Raw genomic sequence first — 17,403 nt, 5'->3', positions numbered from 1 at the left:
TGAAGGACGAGCTAGCCGTTTGTAGTGCCGCGCCGGTGCAACTTCCACGGTGACGCAATCCGGACTCCCTCAACGGGCGTGGCTCCCGCCAAGCGATCCAGCAACATGCGGACAACCTGCTCGAAGATCGGGTCCGGGCCAACGGTAGTCAAAGCGGGATCGTAGTCCTGCCCCTCAGTGGAATTCCCAACCCCCACAATCTGGACATCTTCAGGCACACGGAGGCCAAGACGGTAGGCGGCACGGATCGCTTGCAGCGCCTCCATATCGTCGGTGCAGAGGATGGCCGTGGGCCTGTCCGCCAGCTGGAGCAGCTCAAGAGCAGACTGATACGCAGAGGCCGGGCGGTGATGCGAGGTCCTGACCAAGGCCTCATCCAAGTGAATCCCTGCTTTTTCCAGCCCGGCTGCGTAGGCAGCAAAGCGGCTCTTCGGCCGGCCGGTAGGGTCAGCCCTCCGGATGCAGCCGATTCTGCGGTGCGACGCAGTGAGGAACTCCATGCACTCTTCGAGTCCGGCGTCGGATTCAGGAGCCAGGACATCGAATCCAGCAGGCTCCATGGTCCCTGAGATGACCACTTGGGCAACGCCGCGCCGAGCCAGCTCCGTGACGGTTTTATCCTCTGATTTCGCCTCAGGGAAGTAGCCGATGATGACGCCATCGGCGCCGCCGGACATCATGAACTTCCGCCAGTCGTCGCCGAGGAGGATCACCGGTTGGTAGCCGTGCTGCGGGAGGATCGTTGCTGCAGCCGTGGCGAGTGCCCGGTCCCACGGCCACTCAAGGTTTCCGATGGCCACAGCCACTACGTCCGTCCTGCCCCGGCGCATCCCCCGCGCGGCCTGATTAGGCACATATCCGAGTTCCTTGACTGCTGCCAAAACACGGTCCTGCGTGGGCTGACTGATACGGGTGGTGCCACCATGGCGACCCGAGAGCACATAGGACACCGTGGTCAGCGAGACGTCCGCCGCCTTGGCCACATCCCGAATGGTGGGCTTGGATCCCTTGCTCACGTTGCGACTCCTGGTAGACAGCGGATTCCTTGAACTCTATCCGCTACGGAGTTGGACTCCTCTTGACGCAATTAGTTGTGAACGTTAACAATTGCGGGAGTCTACAAATACAAGCGGGAGATCATTCGATGAAGAACTGGGCAGGAAATCTTGAGTACTCGTCAGCGGACGTTCAGCGGCCCACCACCGTGGATCAGCTGCGCGAGCTCGTAACTCATGCAACCCGTATCAAAGCCCTTGGTTCCCGGCACTCCTTCAACACCGTTGCAGACACCGACGGAACTCACATCCTGCTCGATGCCCTCCCCCAGGAAGTGGTGTTGGACACCGCGAAAAGCACGGTCAAGGTCAGTGGTGGCATCAGCTACGGGGCTCTGGGCCGGGCACTTGAGGAACAGGGCTACGCGATCCACAACCTCGCTTCCCTCCCGCACATCTCCGTTGCGGGCGCTATCCAAACCGGCACGCACGGCAGTGGGGTCAACAATCCCTCCTTGGCTGCCGCCGTCGTCAGCGTTGACTTGGTGCGCGCCTCCGGCGAGCTGGTGACCCTTACAGCGGACGACGACGAATTCCTCGCCAGCGTGGTGGGAATGGGCGCACTTGGCATCGTCACAGGGCTGGAACTGGCGGTCCGGCCGAGCTACGAGGTCCGGCAGCGCGTGCTGACCAACCTGTCATGGGAACATGCTTTAGGAAACTTCCAGGCCATCGCATCCAGTGCCTACAGCGTCAGCTTCTTCACCAACTACACGGGCGACACCATTCCCCAGGTCTGGCTCAAAGCACTGGACACCGAGGCCCCGCTACCGGACCTGTTCGGAGCAACACCGGCGACGGCGGCCATGCATCCCCTGCCGGACATGTCTGCAGAGAATTGCACCGAGCAGCTGGACGTCGCAGGGAAGTGGCTGGACCGCTTGCCGCACTTCCGTCACGAGTTCACGCCGAGCAACGGCGAGGAACTCCAAAGCGAGTTCCTCCTGCCCCTGGATCAGGCGCCGGCCGCGCTGCAGGCTGTCCGGGAACTCGCCCAGAAGCTCGCGCCGCTCCTGTTCGTTTCTGAAATCCGCACCGTGGCAGCAGATGAGTTCTGGCTCAGCCCGTTCTACCAGCAGCAAAGCGTGGCGCTGCACTTCACGTGGAAACCGCTGCAGACCGAGGTGGAAGCAGTGCTGCCCGAGCTTGAGGAAGCGCTGCGGCCGTTCGGTGCACGCCCGCACTGGGGCAAGCTCTTTACCCCCGGCCAGTACGACTTCGCTTCTTTGTATCCTCGGTTCGAGGACTTCCGGGCCCTGGTTCAGGCCAATGACCCTTCGGGCAAGTTCCGGAACGGCTTGCTGGACAGCGTGCTGGGCGTAGCCGTTAGGTCCTAGCCACTAACCACGTCGCCAACCCGCTTTTCCGTTGCTGCCCAGCGACGGAAAAGCGGGTTGGCAACGGAAGAACGCGATCTACGAGATGTGAGCCAGGACTGCGCCAGCCGTGACCACACCGCCGGGTGCGGAAAGGACTTCGGAGAGCGTACCTGAGCGGTGTGCGGGGACCTGGGTTTCCATTTTCATGGCTTCCAGAACCACCAAAGGGTCACCCGCAGCTACGTCAGCACCAGGTTCAACGAGCCATTTCACAACAGTGCCGGCCATGCTGGAGACGAGGGCCGATTCGGCGGGAGAGTCTCCACGAGTGACAGAACCCGGCAGCCCCGTCACGTCCGAGGCAGCTGGCAGTCCCTGACCGGATCGAGCCCAGCCCTCCAAAAGGTCCGCCGGAAGTCCAACAGCCAGGCGTTTGCCGTCCACATCAACGGTGATGGTCCGCCGCCGCCCTTCCGGGGCAACCACGCTGTATTCGGGATCCACGGGAATCTGGTCTGCGAAGTCGGTCTCTATCCAGCGGGTGTGGATGTTCAAGCCGGCAACCGATGTGAAGTCATCGGATTCCAGAACGGCCCGGTGGAACGGCAGGACAGTGGCCAGCCCCGTGATGTTGATTTCGGCGAGTGCACGGCGCGCACGGCGCAGGGCCTGCTGCCTGTCAGCTCCGGTGACGATCAGTTTGGCCAACAGGGAGTCGAACTGCGGCGCCACGAATGAGCCGGACCGCACCCCTGTGTCCAAGCGGATGCCCGGGCCTGTCGGCGCCTCAAAGGAGGCCACTGTGCCCGGGGACGGCAAGAACCCGCGGCCCACATCTTCGGCGTTGATGCGGAACTCGAACGAGTGGCCCCGCGCAACAGGATCCTCCGTGATGCTCAACGGCAAACCTGCGGCAATGCGGAATTGCTCCTGCACGAGGTCAATCCCAGCAGTTTCCTCTGTGATGGGATGCTCAACCTGGAGCCGCGTGTTCACCTCGAGGAAGGCCACGGCGCCATCGGCGGACACCAGGAACTCCACCGTTCCGGCCCCGTAATAGCCGGCTTCGCGAACAATGGCTTTTGAGCCCTCATAGATTCGCTGCCGCTGTTCATCGCTCAAGAACGGAGCCGGGGCCTCTTCCACCAGCTTTTGGTGACGGCGCTGGAGGGAGCAGTCGCGGGTGCCCACTACAACCACGTTGCCTGGTTTGTCCGCAATGATCTGGGCTTCCACGTGCCGCGGCCGGTCAAGGTACTGCTCCACGAAGCACTCGCCACGACCAAACGCAGCAACGGCTTCGCGGACCGCGGAATCGAACGCTTCCTCAACCTCGGCGAGCTCCCGAACCACTTTCAGCCCGCGGCCGCCACCACCGAACGCCGCTTTGATGGCGAGCGGGAGCCCGTGTTCCTCCGCGAAGGAACGGGCTTCAGCGGCCGACGAAACCGGTCCGTCGCTGCCTGCAACCAACGGAGCTCCGGCGCGGACGGCGATTTCGCGGGCCGTGATCTTGTTGCCCAACTGACGAATCGACTCCGGTGAGGGACCGATCCACTCAAGGCCGGCGTCGAGCACTGCCTGGGCAAAGTCCGCATTCTCGGACAGGAAACCGTACCCGGGGTGGACGGCGTCCGCGCCGGACTTCTTCGCAACGGCAAGCAGCTTTCCCATGTTCAAGTACGTGTCAGCCGGCGAGTTTCCGTCCAGGCTGTAGGCTTCGTCGGCAGCGCCAACGTGCATGGCATCGGCATCGATGTCTGCGTAAACGGCCACCGACAGGATGCCGGCGTCGTCACAGGCTCGGGCGACGCGGACTGCGATTTCGCCTCGGTTCGCGATCAGGACCTTGCGCATCAAATACTCACTTCTCTGGGGTCTTCGTAAAAGTCGTGGAGGCGTCCGGCGAATCCGGAACGAACCGGAACCGGATCTTTCCGCCAAGGGGGACCTGCGCGGCGAGATCAAGGTGTTCATCGCGCACCACACCGATCACCGGGTAACCGCCGGTGATGGGGTGGTCGGCCAGGAACAGGACGGGCAGTCCGGCAGGCGGAATTTGGAGGGCGCCGGCCATGGTGCCCTCGCTGGGAAGTTCGCCCTCCCGCGTGCGCTTCAGCGGTGTGCCATCCAGGCGCATGCCCACCCGGTTGGACTGCGGGGTGACCAGCCATTCCTGGCTGCAGAGGGAATCCAGGGCTTCTTGGTTGAACCAGTCAGCACGCGGCCCGGGGACAACGTCCAGTACCGTGACGCCTGTGCCGGGGAAGTCGGGCTGCAGCTCGGGCGCACCAACCGCCGTGGACGCCGTGTGGTCCCCGGCATTGAGGACCTGCCTGATGACCAATGGTGCCGGCCCGATTCCACTCATGGTGTCCGCCGAGCGGCTACCCAAAACCTGCGGCACATCAACGCCGCCGCGGATCGCCACGTAGTTCCGGAACCCCGACTCGGGAGCACCCAAGGTGAGCACTTCGCCGTCGAGCAACGCGAACGGTGCGGCCATGGGGACGGTCCGGGACGCGCCCGGCTGGACGTCGCCGTCGTCGGACCCAACCCACGACGGCGACTCGATAGTCAGCGCGACCGGCGCGCCTGTCACAGCAACTACTTGGTCGCCAACGGCTTCCACGGTGAGCCCACCATTGACGGATTCGATGGCCGCAGCTGAAGCAGCGTTCCCCACCAACCGGTTGGCCCTGCGCAGTGAGGCCCTGTCCAAGGCCCCGGCAGCAGAGACGCCCAGTGCACCGTAACCCCTGCGGCCGAGGTCCTGGATCAGGCTCTGTGCACCCGGATTGAGAATCCTTAGTCCGGACTCAGTGTGGTGCTCCTTGTCAGGTTCGCCCACTGGAGAATCACTAGCCGTCACCACCTCACGGACGGCCCGGTACTGCACCCGATCGCCGGGCCGGACAAGGGCCGGCTGGGCCCGGTCCAGATCCCACATCCGTGCGCCGGTCCGGCCGATCAACTGCCAACCGCCCGGCGAACGGCGGGGGTAGACCGCGGAATACTGTCCACCGAGAGCCACCGATCCAGCAGGAACGGCTGTCCGCGGGGAAGAGCGCCGTGGAACCGTGAGGGCCTCGTTTTCGCTCACCATGTATCCAAACCCGGGCGCGAAGCCAGCGAAGGCTACGGTCCAGACCTGGCCCGTGTGCGCCGCGACGACGCCCTCCAGGCTCAGTCCGGTGAGCTCCGCGACGTCGGCGAGGTCCTCGCCGTCGTACACGGTATCGATGACCACCAGCCCGGAGTCAGTAACCTCCGGAGCAAACAGTTCCAATTCCAGGAGCCGTGCGCCGATGGCGCGGGTGGCGGCCGCGGACTCCCCCACCACCATCACCGTCTCCGCGGCGGCAAGAACGTCCACCTGGCCGGGAAGCGGGGACTTGTTGAGCATGTCCTGCAGCGCAAGGACATCCTGCAGGCCATCCAGTTCGGCCAGCACGGCGCGGGTGCCGACGGGCCTGACGGAGCGAACCCTCTTGGCTGTGGCTGTGTGCATCACGGTTTCCATTGTTCGTTACGCCGCCGGCTGAGCGTGCGTCCCCTGCATCAGCCGGACATCTTCTTCCGGCTTGGGGTCGCGGCCGAGGAGCATGCCCACAATCGTGACAACAGCGGCCACCAGGATGTAAACGGCGATCAGGTACCAGCCGCCGCCCGCAGCGCCGTACAGTGCGGTGAAGATGATGGGAGCAACGGCTCCACCAATGACGCCAGCCAGGGTGTAGGCCAGCGAGCTGCCGGCGTAGCGGAGCCTGGCCGGGAACTGCTCGGTGATGAAGGCCGCCTGGGGGCCGTACATGAAGGCGTGGAGTGCCAGGCCGATCACGGTGCCGACTGTCAGCATGGCGACGGACTTGCCCTGGATCATGAGGAAGAACAGGGGAATGTAAGCAGCTGTGGCAGCTGCGGCGATTCCGTAAACCCAGCGACGGTTGAAACGGTCCGTCAGTGCTCCGGCCGCGGGGATCAGGAAGAGCTGGAATGCGGAGCCGATCAAGATGGCAGACAGAACGTTGCCGGTGGTCATGCCCAGTTCCTTGGTGGCATAGACCGCCACGAACACGGTGAACAGCGCGTAAAGGATGTCAGGGCACACACGGGAAAGCGCTGCTGCCACCAAGGCCTTGGGCTGGGTGGTGAACACTTCCTTGATGGGAGCCTTGGGGCGATCCCCGTGGGCCTGGATGGCCTTGAAGACAGGGGTTTCTTCGAGCTTGAGCCGGATGATCAGGCCGAAGACCACCAGGAGTGCGGAAGCCAGGAAGGCTACGCGCCAGCCCCAGGAGAGGAAGGCCTCTTCACTCAGGGAAGCGGCGAGAATGGCGAGAACACCGTTGGCCATGAGGTTGCCGGCGGGCGGGCCTATCTGGGCCGCGGAAGACCAGAAGCCGCGCTTGTTGGGGTCGCCGAATTCGCTGGACAGCAGCACTGCACCGCCCCACTCGCCGCCAACGCCAATGCCCTGCGCCAAACGCAGCAACACAAGAATGGTGGGGGCCGCGACGCCGATCACCGAGTAGTCCGGCAGCGCACCGATGAGGACCGTGGCCACGCCGATGAGGACCGTGGCCACGCCGATCAGGACGAGCGTGAACACCAGGACGTACTTACGGCCAATCTTGTCTCCCAGGCGTCCGAAGATCACGCCACCAATCGGCCGGGCCAGGTAGCCAACTGCAAAGGCTGAGAAGGAGAGGAGCAACGCCACGAATTCGTCGTTGCCGGGGAAGAAGATCTTGGGGAACACGAGGGCCGAGGCCACGGAGTAGATTGCGAAGTCGTAGTACTCAAGCGAGGTTCCGGTGAGACTTGCGACGTACGCCTTGATGGCACCGGGCGGTGGCTTCCTTGTCACTGCCTTGGATGCGTTGTTGGTGCTGGTCATGATGTCCTCCGGGGGGATGAGGGATGGTGCGGAGCGCCCGGGATGGGCTAGAGGAACGAGCCGACAGTGACGCCGGCATCGCCCAGAGCGGACTTCACTGCGGTAGCCATTGCCACGGCTCCGGGTGAGTCACCATGCACGCAGATGCTCTCTGCGCGGATTTTCAGGATGGAACCGTCAATGGTCCTGACGGACTGTTCGGTAGCCATGCGCAGGACGTGCTGGGCCACTTCCGAGGGGTCATGGAGAACGGCGCCGGGTTGTGAGCGGGAAACCAGCGTGCCGTCCGGGTTGTAGGCACGGTCCGCGAACGCCTCGGAAACGCCCCGAAGGCCGGCTTCCTCAGCGAGGCGCAGGACCTCCGAGCCAGGGAGGCCAAGGATCGGAAGGTTGGGGTCAACCGACTTCACAGCATCGACGACGGCGCGCGCCTGGGCGGTGTGCTTCACGATCGCGTTGTAGAGGCCGCCGTGCGGTTTGACGTACTGGACGCGGGCTCCCGTGGTGGCCGCCAGGGCCTGGAGAGCGCCGATCTGGTACACGACGTCATCGGCCAGTTCACCAGGATCGATGTCCATGAACCGCCGGCCAAATCCCGCGAGGTCGCGGTAGCCAACATGGGCGCCAATAACGACGCCGGCCTCAACCGCCTTTTCGCAGGTGCTGCGGATGACGCTGGGGTCGCCAGCGTGGAATCCACACGCAACGTTGGCACTGGATACGGACTCGAAGATGGCCGCGTCATCACCGAGCGTCCAGCGCCCGAAGGACTCTCCGACGTCGCTGTTCAGATCGATGATTGCCATGATGTGATCCCTGCCTCGTGATGTGCGTTACATCCAGAATGCACCAATCTGCTGGATTGTTCAACAATCCAGCGATCCTGGTTTTCGGCAATCGTGTAATTTTGGTGTCATGGCCGGTGCAGATCAAGGAAAAAGCGAACACGTTGGCCTTGATGGTGCACGGGCTCGGGTCCGCATGAAAGTTCCGTCCGTTGCCGAGAGGGTGGCCGAGGAACTGCGCTACCAACTGGCCGAAGGCTTCCTGGTCCCGGGTGCCAAACTCACCGAAGCCACCATCGCCGAGGATCTGGGCGTTTCCCGTAATACCGTCCGCGAAGCCTTCGCCGAGCTGGCCGGTGAGCGGCTGCTCCTCCGCCAGCCGAATAAGGGTGTCTTTGTGGCCACCCTTGAAGCCGGCGACATCCACGACGTCTACACGGTTCGCCGGGCAATAGAGGTCAGCTCAATCCGCGCCGGTGGTTCGCCGGATCGCATAGCTGCCGTCAGGGCCGCCGTCGAGGAAGGCAAACGTGCGGCAGAGGCCAACGACAACGAGGGCCTGGGCAGCGCAAACCAGCACTTCCACGGCGCAATCGTGGCCCTGGCCGAGAGCAACCGGCTGAACACGATCATGGCGCAGATCCTGGCCGAGATGCGGCTCTACTTCCACAAAGCCACCATGAACGCGCATTTCTACAGCGACTGGCTCACGGAAAACGAACAGATCTGCTCAGCACTCGAATCCGGGCAACTGGAAGAGGCCGGGGATCTGCTCCTGGCCTACCTCAACCGTTCAGAGCAGCAACAAAGCGCAATCCACGGCGGATAGTCAGCGCTTGCCCTTTTTGCGTGAACCCTTGCCGCGGCCCTTGTCCGGATTGGGGGCGTAGCGCTGCGCGACCGCGGGCTTCTTGGGGCCGCCGCCGCGACGATCCGGCTTGGGCACCTTCTTGGGCTTTTCCTGCTGGGCTGAGGGCTGGCGTGAACTCTGAGCTGTCCGCCCACGCACGATCCCAATGAACTCCTCGATCACGGGGCTATCGGTTCCAACAAGCCACGCCAAGCCGATCTGCGTGGTGGGAGCCCCGGTCAGTCGCCGCATAACCGTGTCTTTGGCATTCAGGTGTCGCGCCACGGACATGGGCAGGATCGCCAGCCCGGCACCGGATGCCACCACTTGGAGGGCCATGTCCGGCCCACCCATGTCGTCGATGTCGAGGAAGTTCTCCTCGGCGAGGTCGTCCAGCGCGACCTCCTCGAACACCGAAATCTCGTGCCCCTTGGGAGCAACCACAACGGGCTGCTCTTCATACAGGGGGATGACGTTCAGGCCTTCGCGGTCCACGGGCAACCGAACAAAGCTGAGGTCCGCCAAACCGTCACGCAACACCGAAACTTGAGCGGCGTCGTCGGACATGAACGAGTGCAACGGGAAGTTGGGCATCCGCTCTTCCCAACGCCGGATCCATTTTCCAGGCGTCACACCCGCAACATAGGCGAAGCGGAGACCGGCTAGGGGTTCGGTTGTTTCGGCGGATTCTTCAGCGTCTGGCACACACTCACAGTACCGGCCAGATACCCTTGAAGCATGACGTCCTCGAACTCCCAGTCCATGAAGCCGGCAACAGTTGCCAAGAAACTCGGCATCTACCTGCCCGCGACACCCCAGGAGTTCCAGGATTCGTCCATCTCCCGCGAGGAATTCGCCGAACTTCAGGCCAACCCGCCGGAGTGGCTCGCCGAACTGCGCCGCAACGGCCCGCACCCGCGCCCGGTAGTCGCGCACAAGCTCAACATCTCCATCAGCGGCCTCGCCCGCGGCGGCGTTGAGGATGCACTCACGACGGCGGAAATCACCGAGCTGCTGCAGGCTCCGCCGCAGTGGCTGGTCACCGAGCGCGCCACGCACGCGGCTGTCCGCTCCGAAGCGCAGCGCGTCAAGGATGAAGCCGCAAAGAAGGCCGCCACCAAGGAAGCCCGGGACAACGCAGCCGCAAAGCGCGACGCTCCGAAGACCTCCAAGCGCGATCACGCGTAGGTTTTACGTGCTGTGGCCGGAATCAACGGATCCCGGCCACAACTGTTTAAGGCTCAGTTGTTCGGAGCTCAGTCCTGGTGCAGTTGGATGAAGTTGCCGCAGCCGTCGTCGAACACTGCGCTGACCCCTGAGGGATCCTCGGAGGGTTCGCCCTGGAACTTCACACCGGCGGCGAGCAGACGCTCATACTCGGCCTGGACATCGGGCACCCCGAAGGTAATGGCAGCCAGGCCGGACTCATGCAGGGCATTCATGTAGTTGGACGCGATGGGGTTGTCGCTGGGCTCCAGCAGAAGCCCTGGCGACGTGCTGTTCTCCGCGCCGGGATCCTTGATGATGAACAAGTTGTACTCGGGCATGGCCATCAAGGTCTCGAAGCCCAGCGTCTCAGTGTAGAAAACATGGGCTGCTGCGGGGTCCTTGACGTGGATGCTGCACATTTTCAGTCTCATGGTGCCTAGGCTACGCCCAGGGTCGGACAGAGTCCCGGGCAGCATTCACCCTCATCCGGACAATTCACCGGCGCGTGCGGTGGTGAATTGTCCCGCGGAAGGTGTCGCCCACGCAGTCACTGGCGCATACTGGGTTCAAAGCAGCGAATTCGCCTGGAGGTGGTCCGATGCCCGCCATGATGCTCCTGTGGGGTGTAGCTCTGGTTCTCGCAACCGCAGCAACTACCTATGTCCTGCACAAGAAACTCACCCACGGCCGCGGCCCGGAGCCTGACGGCCTCTTCTGGGACGTTTTTGGGGGTCTCGTGGTCATTGCACCCGCCATCCTCGTCCCTGCCGTGCAATGGTCTCCGGCCGGGCTCATCATGGTTTTCGTTGGCATGGCCACGGCAGCAGGCACCTTGGTGACCATCCGCAAAGTGGAACGGATCCACGCAGCTGAGCCCCGCCGTCGTGCTGGTTTCCCGGATGACGCCGCACGCCACACCAGCATTCTGGAGCAGTGGCGCCAGTACGAGCTCGATCCTGCGCGGACCATCGATTTTCCGGCCATGACGGACGTCAGGACTGCTGAGACGGCGGCGCTAACGCGGGCCATGCGGGAGGCCGAGTATTGCAAGGTGACAGCCGGGACCGACTACCGTGCCGCCGTCGAGCGTCTTGCCGAAGCCCTCGCCGCGGCCGAGCAGGCGGCGGGAGTCCCCGCCCCCGCGCCGAGATGAATCTACAGAACCTTGCCCCTGAAGAACTCGGGACGCAGGCGGTACATCAACAGCATCACCACCACACCGAGCAAGATCACGCCCATGCCCAGCACGAACACCAGGCCCACACCGCCCACGGATGAGCCCGAGCCGTATTCAGGATCCATGGAGTCCATGGCCGTCTTGACGAACATCACCAACAGGATCACGCCACCCAGCAACGGGGCGAGGAACTTGAAGAAGAACGCCCGGACACTGCTGAACGCCGATGCCCGGAAGAACCAGACGCAAGCCAGGGCAGTGATTCCGTAATAGAAGCAGATCATCATGCCCAACGCGGTGATGGTGTCCCACAGCGCGTTCTCGGACACCGTCCGGGTAATCACGTAAAAGCCAGCAGCCGCGATCGCAGCGGCGATGGTCGCGAAGCTGGGCGACTTGTAGGTGGGGCTGATCTTGCCGAACTTGGGCGAGATGGCGCGGTAGTGGCCCATGGCCAGCATGGTGCGGGCCGGTGAAACGAACGTGGACTGCAGGGACGCCGCGGAGCTGCTCAGGATGGCCAGTGACATGAGGATCGCGAACGGACCCATCACCGGGCCGGCAAGGACTGCGAAGATACTGGACTGGTTCTCGGGGTTACCGGCACCCAAACCGGTCTCACCAACGCCCGCGAAGGACAAGGTAGCCAGGGCAACGGTCATGTAGATGATCACGATGACCAGCACGGTGATGGTGGCGGCACGGCCCGGGGTCTTCTCCGGGTTCTTGGTTTCCTCGTTCATGGTCAGCGTGACGTCCCAGCCCCAGTAAATGAAGATTGAGAGCGATACGCCGGCAGCAAACGAGGAGAAGGAATCCACGGCGAAAGGGTTGAACCAGTCGGGCGAAATGGCGGTGGCGTCGAAGGCCGTGCCATTGGCAACATGCGCGAATGCGGAGACCGCGAACCAGCCCAACACCAGCAACTGGAAGGCCACCAGCACGTACTGCACGCCCTTGGTGGTCTCCATGCCGCGGTAGGAAATCCAGCACGCCAACGCGATGAACACCAGCGTGGTGGCGATGTTCAAGGGCAGGATCTTGCTGAGCTCCCCCAGGGCCGGGTTACTGAAAATCTGCGCCAGCATAAGGTAGAAGAAGTCCACGGCCACCGCGGCAAGGTTGGATAGCACAATGATGGTGGCCGCGATCAGCCCCCAGCCACCCATCCAACCGATCCACGGACCGAAGGCGCGAGTGGCCCACGTGAAGGAGGTTCCGGCGTCGGGCATTGCGTTGTTCAGTTCGCGGTAGCCGAGCGCAACCAGCAGCATGGGAATGAAGCCCACCAGGAAGATGGCGGGGAGGTGCACGCCCACCTCGGACACGGTGGGGCCCAGGGCCGCGGTGAGCGTGTAGGCGGGAGCGATGCAGGAAACGCCGATCACGACGGCGCCGATCAGGCCCACCGATCCGGCTTTCAGTCCCTTTTCACTCAGGGACGTCTCTTTCGACTGGACCGTCTTTGGTGCAGTTGACATGGGTTTTGCCTTTCAGGCGGTTGCTAGGCGCTGTGGCGCGTGTAATCGCGGGGGACCACGATCATGGGAACGGGGAGGGCGCGCAGGATCCGGTTAGCGGTGCTGCCCAGGAAAGTGGCCCGGTGCTGGGCCAGGCGGCTGGAGCCGATCAGCAGGATTTCGCCGTCTTCCCAGTCGAGTCGGTCAACGGCTTCCTCGATGGTGCGGCCTTGGGCGACCACGATCTCCGGCTCGGGCAGCTGCGAACCTGCCGGGGAACCGTCGACGGCGGCAATCCGGTCAGCGGCATGCATCCAGGCCGCGTCGAGCAGCTGAGGCGAGTCACCGCCGTCGAGCGCCAACAGGGAGACGAGCCGCAGCGGAAGGCCTCGATCCCGCGCGGACTCAACAGCGACGTCGAGGAGTTCATCAGCGCCCGGGCGCGTCCCGAATCCGCAGCTCAATCGCGTGATCGGCTCCATCCGGTGGTAGCCGTGCGGCGCCAAAGCGACCGGAACGGGCGAGGAGTGGAGCAGTGAACTCGCCACGGACCCGATGGTGAACCGCTTGAACAGACCGCTGTTGGTGGCCCCGATGACCAGTGCCGCGGCGTCGAATTCCACGGCGGCATCGATCAGGGTTTGAGCCTCTGAGTCGCCGCGGCGGATGTGCGCGCGGGCGGGGACGTCCTCCGGAACCAGGTCGAGGCCTTCATCCAACCAACGCTGGGCTTGCTGGTTAAGGATGTCGTTGTAGCCGGCCTCCGGCGGATAGACGGCGTTGAAGGGGGAATCCTCCGGGATCACCAGGACCAGGTCCAGGCTGACATCGTGGTTCCGGGCCAGCGCGACGGCGAGGTGAACGGCGTCGTGCCCCCTCGCGTTGGCGGTGTACCCCACTACGTAGCGCATGGTGGTCCTTTCAGTGCTTAAACAGTGGAGCCGGCAGGCCGGGGAATGGCGCTCCCCGGGCCTGCCGGTTTGGTTGTGACAGCGGTTAGACGGCTACCGTGGCCAGCTTGTTGGCTTCAACAATGCGGGCGGCGGTTGCCTGGCCCATGCGGACCGCGCCATCCACGTGCTGGTAGCCTTCGGCTGCGAGGTCGGACGAGGACCAGTAGATCGGGCCCACGTTGGCGTGCTGGTCCTTGCCGTAGCGGTGCAGGCCGCCGAGGTCGTAGCTGGAGGCGTACGCGCCGCGGGTCCATTCTTCGGAGCCCCAGTCGGACTCGTAGTAGACCTCGGGCGTGAGTGCCTTATCGCCCAGGAAGCTGGCGATGGACTCGAGGATGGCCTTCTTGCGGTCTTCGGCGCTGAGTTCGAACACGGCGTCAGCCTTTTCGTCGGACACGAAGCCCACCAAGGTGCCGCGGGTGTCGCCGTGGTTGGTGTTGTCGTAGACCTCCTGGACCAGTGCACCGGCGCTGAAGCCCGTGCCGGAGAGTCCTTCTTCGCGCCAGAACGGGGTGTCGTACACGGCGTGCACCTTGATGACCAGGCCCAGCGACTGGTGCTGGTGCATCTGGTGCTGGCGGCGCGGGAGCGGGGGCTCGAACGAGACGCGGGAGTACAGGTTGGGCGGCACGGCCATGATCACGAAGCGGGCGTTGACCGTTGCCTGCTCGGACACGACAGTCACGTTGCCCTCGTCCCACTTGATGGTGCGGACCGGGCTGTTAAGTACGACGTCGTCACCCAGCTCTGCTGCCTGCAGCAGCGAAACCTGCTGCATACCGCCGATGACCCGCTTGTCCAGGATGAAGTCCTCATCCGTGAGGTGGCTGAAGGAACCTGCCGAGGCGGCCATGAGGACTGCCTGCAGTGCGGAGAACGCGTGGGCGGGCTTGGTCAGCATGCCACCGGCGATGAAGAGGCCGATGTTGTTGCAGGCTTCCTCGTCGCTGGAGTTCTGGCGGAGCCAGTGGTGGAAGGAGATGGTGTCCAGCTCGCGTGCTTTGGGGTGGGCCCAAGGCTCGGTGGGGCCAATTTCGGCAGCAAGGCCGTCCAGGATGGCTACGAGCTTGTCCATCTCGGCCTTGGTGGTTTCGTTCACCGGGAACGTGTCACCGGTGTACTGGGTGCGGGTGCCGTCGGCACCGATGTAGACGGACTCGCCGTCGCGGTAGCGCGAGTACATTTTCAGCCCGAGCTCGTCCAGCAGCTCCATGAGGACCGTCTGGTCCGGGGAAACCCACTGGCCGCCGATCTCCAGCATGGCGCCGTCGATGGTGTCGGTCCAGGTGCGGCCACCCACGCGGTCGCGTGCTTCGAGCACGGCAACGCTGAGTCCGGCCTTCTTCAGTTCGCGTGCCGCCGTCAGCCCTGACGGCCCGGCACCGACGATCACAACGTCGCGATCAAGATTCTGCATGATGTCCTCTCCGTGGCCGTCCTCGATGGCTGACCAGTAAATGAATGGCGTTCATTTATAACCATAGTAGCGTCGGAGTCGGCGGCTGTGAAGGCCCGATGGAATAATGCTGGGGACACAGGCAGCAGAAAGGCCTCCGATGCCCGCACCAACGCCCGCTCCTTCCGCGGTCCCCGCACGCCGCCGCGCCGGCCGGCCGACTGCGGCGATCCTGGACCAGGACGGCATCACGACGGCGGCGCTTGAGTTGATCAGCAGCAAGGGTTATGAGGGACTCACCATGGCCGCCCTGGCCCGCTCCTTGGGCGTGGCGCCTTCCGCCCTGTACAACCACGTCGCCTCGAAAGATGACGTGCTCATTCTGCTCATGGACCACCTGGCCGCGATGGTGGACGTTTCCGCATTCGGCACCGAGCCATGGGACGAAGCTGTCCGACGCTGGGCGTGGTCCTACCGGGATGTCTTCTCCGAGCACACCCCCCTGATACCCATCATTGCCGTGCTGCCGGTGGCCAACGCCCCCAAGACACTCGCCATGTACGAATCCGTGACCGCTGGCTTTCGCGATGCCGGATTCCCGGAGGACCGCATCATTTCTGCGATCGTGGCCCTGGAAGCGTTTGTGTTCGGCGCCGCTTACGACGTCACCGCGCCTGAGGACATCTTCGACGCCGGCAGCCTCGCCGAGCAGGTCCCCAACTTCACGGCTGCTGTGGAGCGGCTGGCTCTGGAACGGCATAAGCGGCCGACGGACGTTGCGTTCAGGCTGGGACTTGAGGCGCTGATTACGGGATTCGGAGCGCTGCGGGGATAGTTTCGCTGCTTGTAGCTCCATCAGAGGCTGAGATAGCGAATTTCTGTCGTGTCGTCGGTGTAGGTCACTTCAACAGGCACGGCCTCGTCTGAGGAGTTTGTCAGTTCCCCTCCCGGAAGCCAAAAGGCGAACTGTCCTTTCGAGACCGTGGCCGTGATCTTTTCGCCGGCCACACTGGTGTAGGTCATCGCGACGACTTCGGGGCCAACCTGACCCGATGCCATGGAGAGCGGATTGTCTGCGATGACGCCGGTACCCAGCTGGGTGGTCCTCATCTCCCGGGCTCCGGGCTTCCGCCCATTGCCGGGCTTGCCGACTGAACCGAAGGATCCTCTTTTGAACCAAGGCGCTGTTGAATCCGTGGTGCACGTGGCTTCAAATCCATCCGCTCCGGCAAGGACGACGGTGGTCCACGCACCGCGCTTCTCAGCAATGGCTACTTCCGCTGCAGCCACATCACTGGCGAACATGCCATCACCAACACCTTTGCTGGACCGGACGCAGCCGGACACAGCGTTGTCGCGCTCCGAACCTGTCAGCGCGCCCGGCTCGGCGGTCCACGTGGCGAAGGCCGGGTCGCCTCCTGAGAGGACCGGCCCAACGAGGAGACCCAGGGTTGCAGCCAAGGCGAGGGCACCCAAAGCGAGCGTTCGACGCCTTCGGCCCGGACGCGACGTCGGCGTCTTCTTTTCCACGAGCACCTCAGCAATTGGGTGGGATCTGAGGATCTTTTCCAGGTCTGCCTGTACACGGTGCCGGTCGGGATCCGCACCCTGATCGGCAGCGTCCATGGACCGCAAAAGTGTGTCGATATTCTGGCTGTTTTTCATGGTGTCGAGGCCTTCTCGGAAGATGTCGCTGGCGCGGCAGACTCATTCGCGGGGACGTGGTGGAGCAGTATTCGGAGAGCCCGCCTCGCTCTTGTGAGGCGCAGCCGAAACGCGACGGGGGAAATACCCACAACCTGTGCTGCCTGAGGCGCGGGAAGATTCTCAAAGATCGCGAGTCCCAGAGTTTCCTGGTGGACTTCTGAGAGGAGCGCCCAAGCCCGGCCTAGGTCGATGCGGCTGCTGACCAGATCGGCGTGAGAACCGTCGCCGCCATATGTCACCATCGTCTCGGCCAGGCGAACGCCGACCGCCTGACGTCTGTGTTCACCGCGGCGGGCATTCAGCATGAGGTTTCGTGTAATGCCAAAAACCCAGGCTCGGGCGTCAGTTTCGAGTTCCGGCACTTCCGAAAACCGTCGCCAAGCTACGAGGAACGCCTCCGCGACGACGTCCTCGGCATTCGGCAAGTCAGTGCGACGTTGAACGAACCTAAGAAGGTCGGGATAGGCGGATTCGAACAATGCCCGAAAGGCCTCTTCCCGGTCAGGTGCTCTCGAAAGGTAGCTCATACCCTGTACCTGTCCGCCACATACCCAAGTGTGTTGCAGAGGCTCCAAATATCCTCGCCACTCGA

At 63.6% G+C, this 17,403-nt stretch carries 17 protein-coding genes; 5 read left to right on the top strand and 12 right to left on the bottom strand.

Translation table 11 applies throughout. The features are described from left to right. Positions 1 to 11: 11 nt before the first annotated feature. Positions 12 to 1,016, bottom strand: coding sequence for a LacI family DNA-binding transcriptional regulator (locus AR689_RS17975; protein WP_062072312.1), 1,005 nt, complete (start codon positions 1,014 to 1,016; stop codon positions 12 to 14). Positions 1,017 to 1,144: 128 nt separating this feature from the next. Here AR689_RS17975 and AR689_RS17970 point away from each other — a divergent pair, with 128 nt between their 5' ends. Continuing rightward, positions 1,145 to 2,392 (top strand): D-arabinono-1,4-lactone oxidase, encoded by a 1,248-nt coding sequence (locus AR689_RS17970; protein ID WP_062072310.1) that lies wholly within the window; start codon positions 1,145 to 1,147, stop codon positions 2,390 to 2,392. 78 nt (positions 2,393 to 2,470) lie between these two features. Here the strand turns inward: AR689_RS17970 and AR689_RS17965 are convergent, their stop codons facing one another. Genes AR689_RS17965 through AR689_RS17950 form a run of 4 tightly spaced genes read right to left on the bottom strand, consistent with a single transcriptional unit; the run spans position 2,471 to position 8,080 of the window. After that, a complete protein-coding gene (locus AR689_RS17965; RefSeq protein ID WP_062072308.1) occupies positions 2,471 to 4,231 on the bottom strand; it encodes an acetyl/propionyl/methylcrotonyl-CoA carboxylase subunit alpha in 1,761 nt (586 codons plus the stop codon). 7 nt (positions 4,232 to 4,238) lie between these two features. Then, entirely contained in the window at positions 4,239 to 5,897 is a 1,659-nt protein-coding gene (locus tag AR689_RS17960) for a 5-oxoprolinase subunit B/C family protein (RefSeq protein WP_062072306.1), read from the bottom strand. Positions 5,898 to 5,903: 6 nt separating this feature from the next. Beyond that, on the bottom strand, positions 5,904 to 7,274 hold the full coding sequence (locus AR689_RS17955) for an MFS transporter (protein WP_062072302.1): 1,371 nt from the start codon (positions 7,272 to 7,274) through the stop codon (positions 5,904 to 5,906). A 47-nt stretch (positions 7,275 to 7,321) separates the two neighbouring features. Beyond that, on the bottom strand, positions 7,322 to 8,080 hold the full coding sequence (locus AR689_RS17950; protein WP_082698048.1) for a LamB/YcsF family protein: 759 nt from the start codon (positions 8,078 to 8,080) through the stop codon (positions 7,322 to 7,324). Between the two features lie 109 nt (positions 8,081 to 8,189). Here AR689_RS17950 and AR689_RS17945 point away from each other — a divergent pair, with 109 nt between their 5' ends. Continuing rightward, a complete protein-coding gene (locus AR689_RS17945; protein ID WP_062072301.1) occupies positions 8,190 to 8,888 on the top strand; it encodes a GntR family transcriptional regulator in 699 nt (232 codons plus the stop codon). Here AR689_RS17945 and AR689_RS17940 read toward each other — a convergent pair whose 3' ends face one another. Then, on the bottom strand, positions 8,889 to 9,614 hold the full coding sequence (locus tag AR689_RS17940; RefSeq protein WP_062072299.1) for a LysR family transcriptional regulator substrate-binding protein: 726 nt from the start codon (positions 9,612 to 9,614) through the stop codon (positions 8,889 to 8,891). Between the two features lie 33 nt (positions 9,615 to 9,647). On the opposite strand from AR689_RS17940, the gene AR689_RS17935 reads away from it, so the two are divergent. Beyond that, entirely contained in the window at positions 9,648 to 10,097 is a 450-nt protein-coding gene (locus AR689_RS17935) for a DUF5997 family protein (RefSeq protein WP_062072297.1), read from the top strand. 68 nt (positions 10,098 to 10,165) lie between these two features. Here AR689_RS17935 and AR689_RS17930 read toward each other — a convergent pair whose 3' ends face one another. Further along, complete coding sequence (locus AR689_RS17930; RefSeq protein ID WP_062072296.1) at positions 10,166 to 10,549, bottom strand: VOC family protein; 384 nt, start codon at positions 10,547 to 10,549, stop codon at positions 10,166 to 10,168. A 167-nt stretch (positions 10,550 to 10,716) separates the two neighbouring features. Here AR689_RS17930 and AR689_RS17925 point away from each other — a divergent pair, with 167 nt between their 5' ends. After that, positions 10,717 to 11,271: a hypothetical protein gene (locus AR689_RS17925; protein ID WP_062072294.1), complete on the top strand. Its 555-nt coding sequence runs from the start codon at positions 10,717 to 10,719 to the stop codon at positions 11,269 to 11,271. A gap of 2 nt (positions 11,272 to 11,273) precedes the next feature. Here the strand turns inward: AR689_RS17925 and AR689_RS17920 are convergent, their stop codons facing one another. The 3 genes from AR689_RS17920 to AR689_RS17910 all read right to left on the bottom strand — a co-directional run bounded on the left by AR689_RS17920 (position 11,274) and on the right by AR689_RS17910 (position 15,152). Beyond that, positions 11,274 to 12,776: an APC family permease gene (locus tag AR689_RS17920; protein WP_062072292.1), complete on the bottom strand. Its 1,503-nt coding sequence runs from the start codon at positions 12,774 to 12,776 to the stop codon at positions 11,274 to 11,276. 23 nt (positions 12,777 to 12,799) lie between these two features. Then, positions 12,800 to 13,666, bottom strand: a complete 867-nt coding sequence (locus tag AR689_RS17915; protein WP_062072290.1) for a universal stress protein — start codon at positions 13,664 to 13,666, stop codon at positions 12,800 to 12,802. Positions 13,667 to 13,751: 85 nt separating this feature from the next. Next, positions 13,752 to 15,152: a flavin monoamine oxidase family protein gene (locus AR689_RS17910; RefSeq protein ID WP_286158893.1), complete on the bottom strand. Its 1,401-nt coding sequence runs from the start codon at positions 15,150 to 15,152 to the stop codon at positions 13,752 to 13,754. Positions 15,153 to 15,231: 79 nt separating this feature from the next. Between AR689_RS17910 and AR689_RS17905 the strand changes: the two genes are divergently transcribed. After that, positions 15,232 to 15,939 carry a TetR/AcrR family transcriptional regulator gene (locus AR689_RS17905; RefSeq protein ID WP_062072287.1) on the top strand — a complete coding sequence of 236 codons (708 nt, stop codon included), beginning with the start codon at positions 15,232 to 15,234 and terminating at the stop codon, positions 15,937 to 15,939. 20 nt (positions 15,940 to 15,959) lie between these two features. Here AR689_RS17905 and AR689_RS17900 read toward each other — a convergent pair whose 3' ends face one another. Together AR689_RS17900 and AR689_RS17895 are read right to left on the bottom strand one after the other, a co-directional pair. Then, positions 15,960 to 16,769, bottom strand: coding sequence for a hypothetical protein (locus tag AR689_RS17900; protein ID WP_062072285.1), 810 nt, complete (start codon positions 16,767 to 16,769; stop codon positions 15,960 to 15,962). Then, positions 16,766 to 17,338 carry an RNA polymerase sigma factor gene (locus AR689_RS17895; RefSeq protein WP_062072283.1) on the bottom strand — a complete coding sequence of 191 codons (573 nt, stop codon included), beginning with the start codon at positions 17,336 to 17,338 and terminating at the stop codon, positions 16,766 to 16,768. Before AR689_RS17895 ends, AR689_RS17900 begins: the two co-directional genes overlap by 4 nt. Between the last annotated feature and the right edge of the window lie 65 nt (positions 17,339 to 17,403).

Origin of the sequence: Arthrobacter sp. EpRS71, assembly GCF_001512285.1 — a bacterium.
Taxonomy (GTDB): domain Bacteria; phylum Actinomycetota; class Actinomycetes; order Actinomycetales; family Micrococcaceae; genus Arthrobacter.
This window is presented reverse-complemented; position numbering and strand designations above follow the sequence as displayed.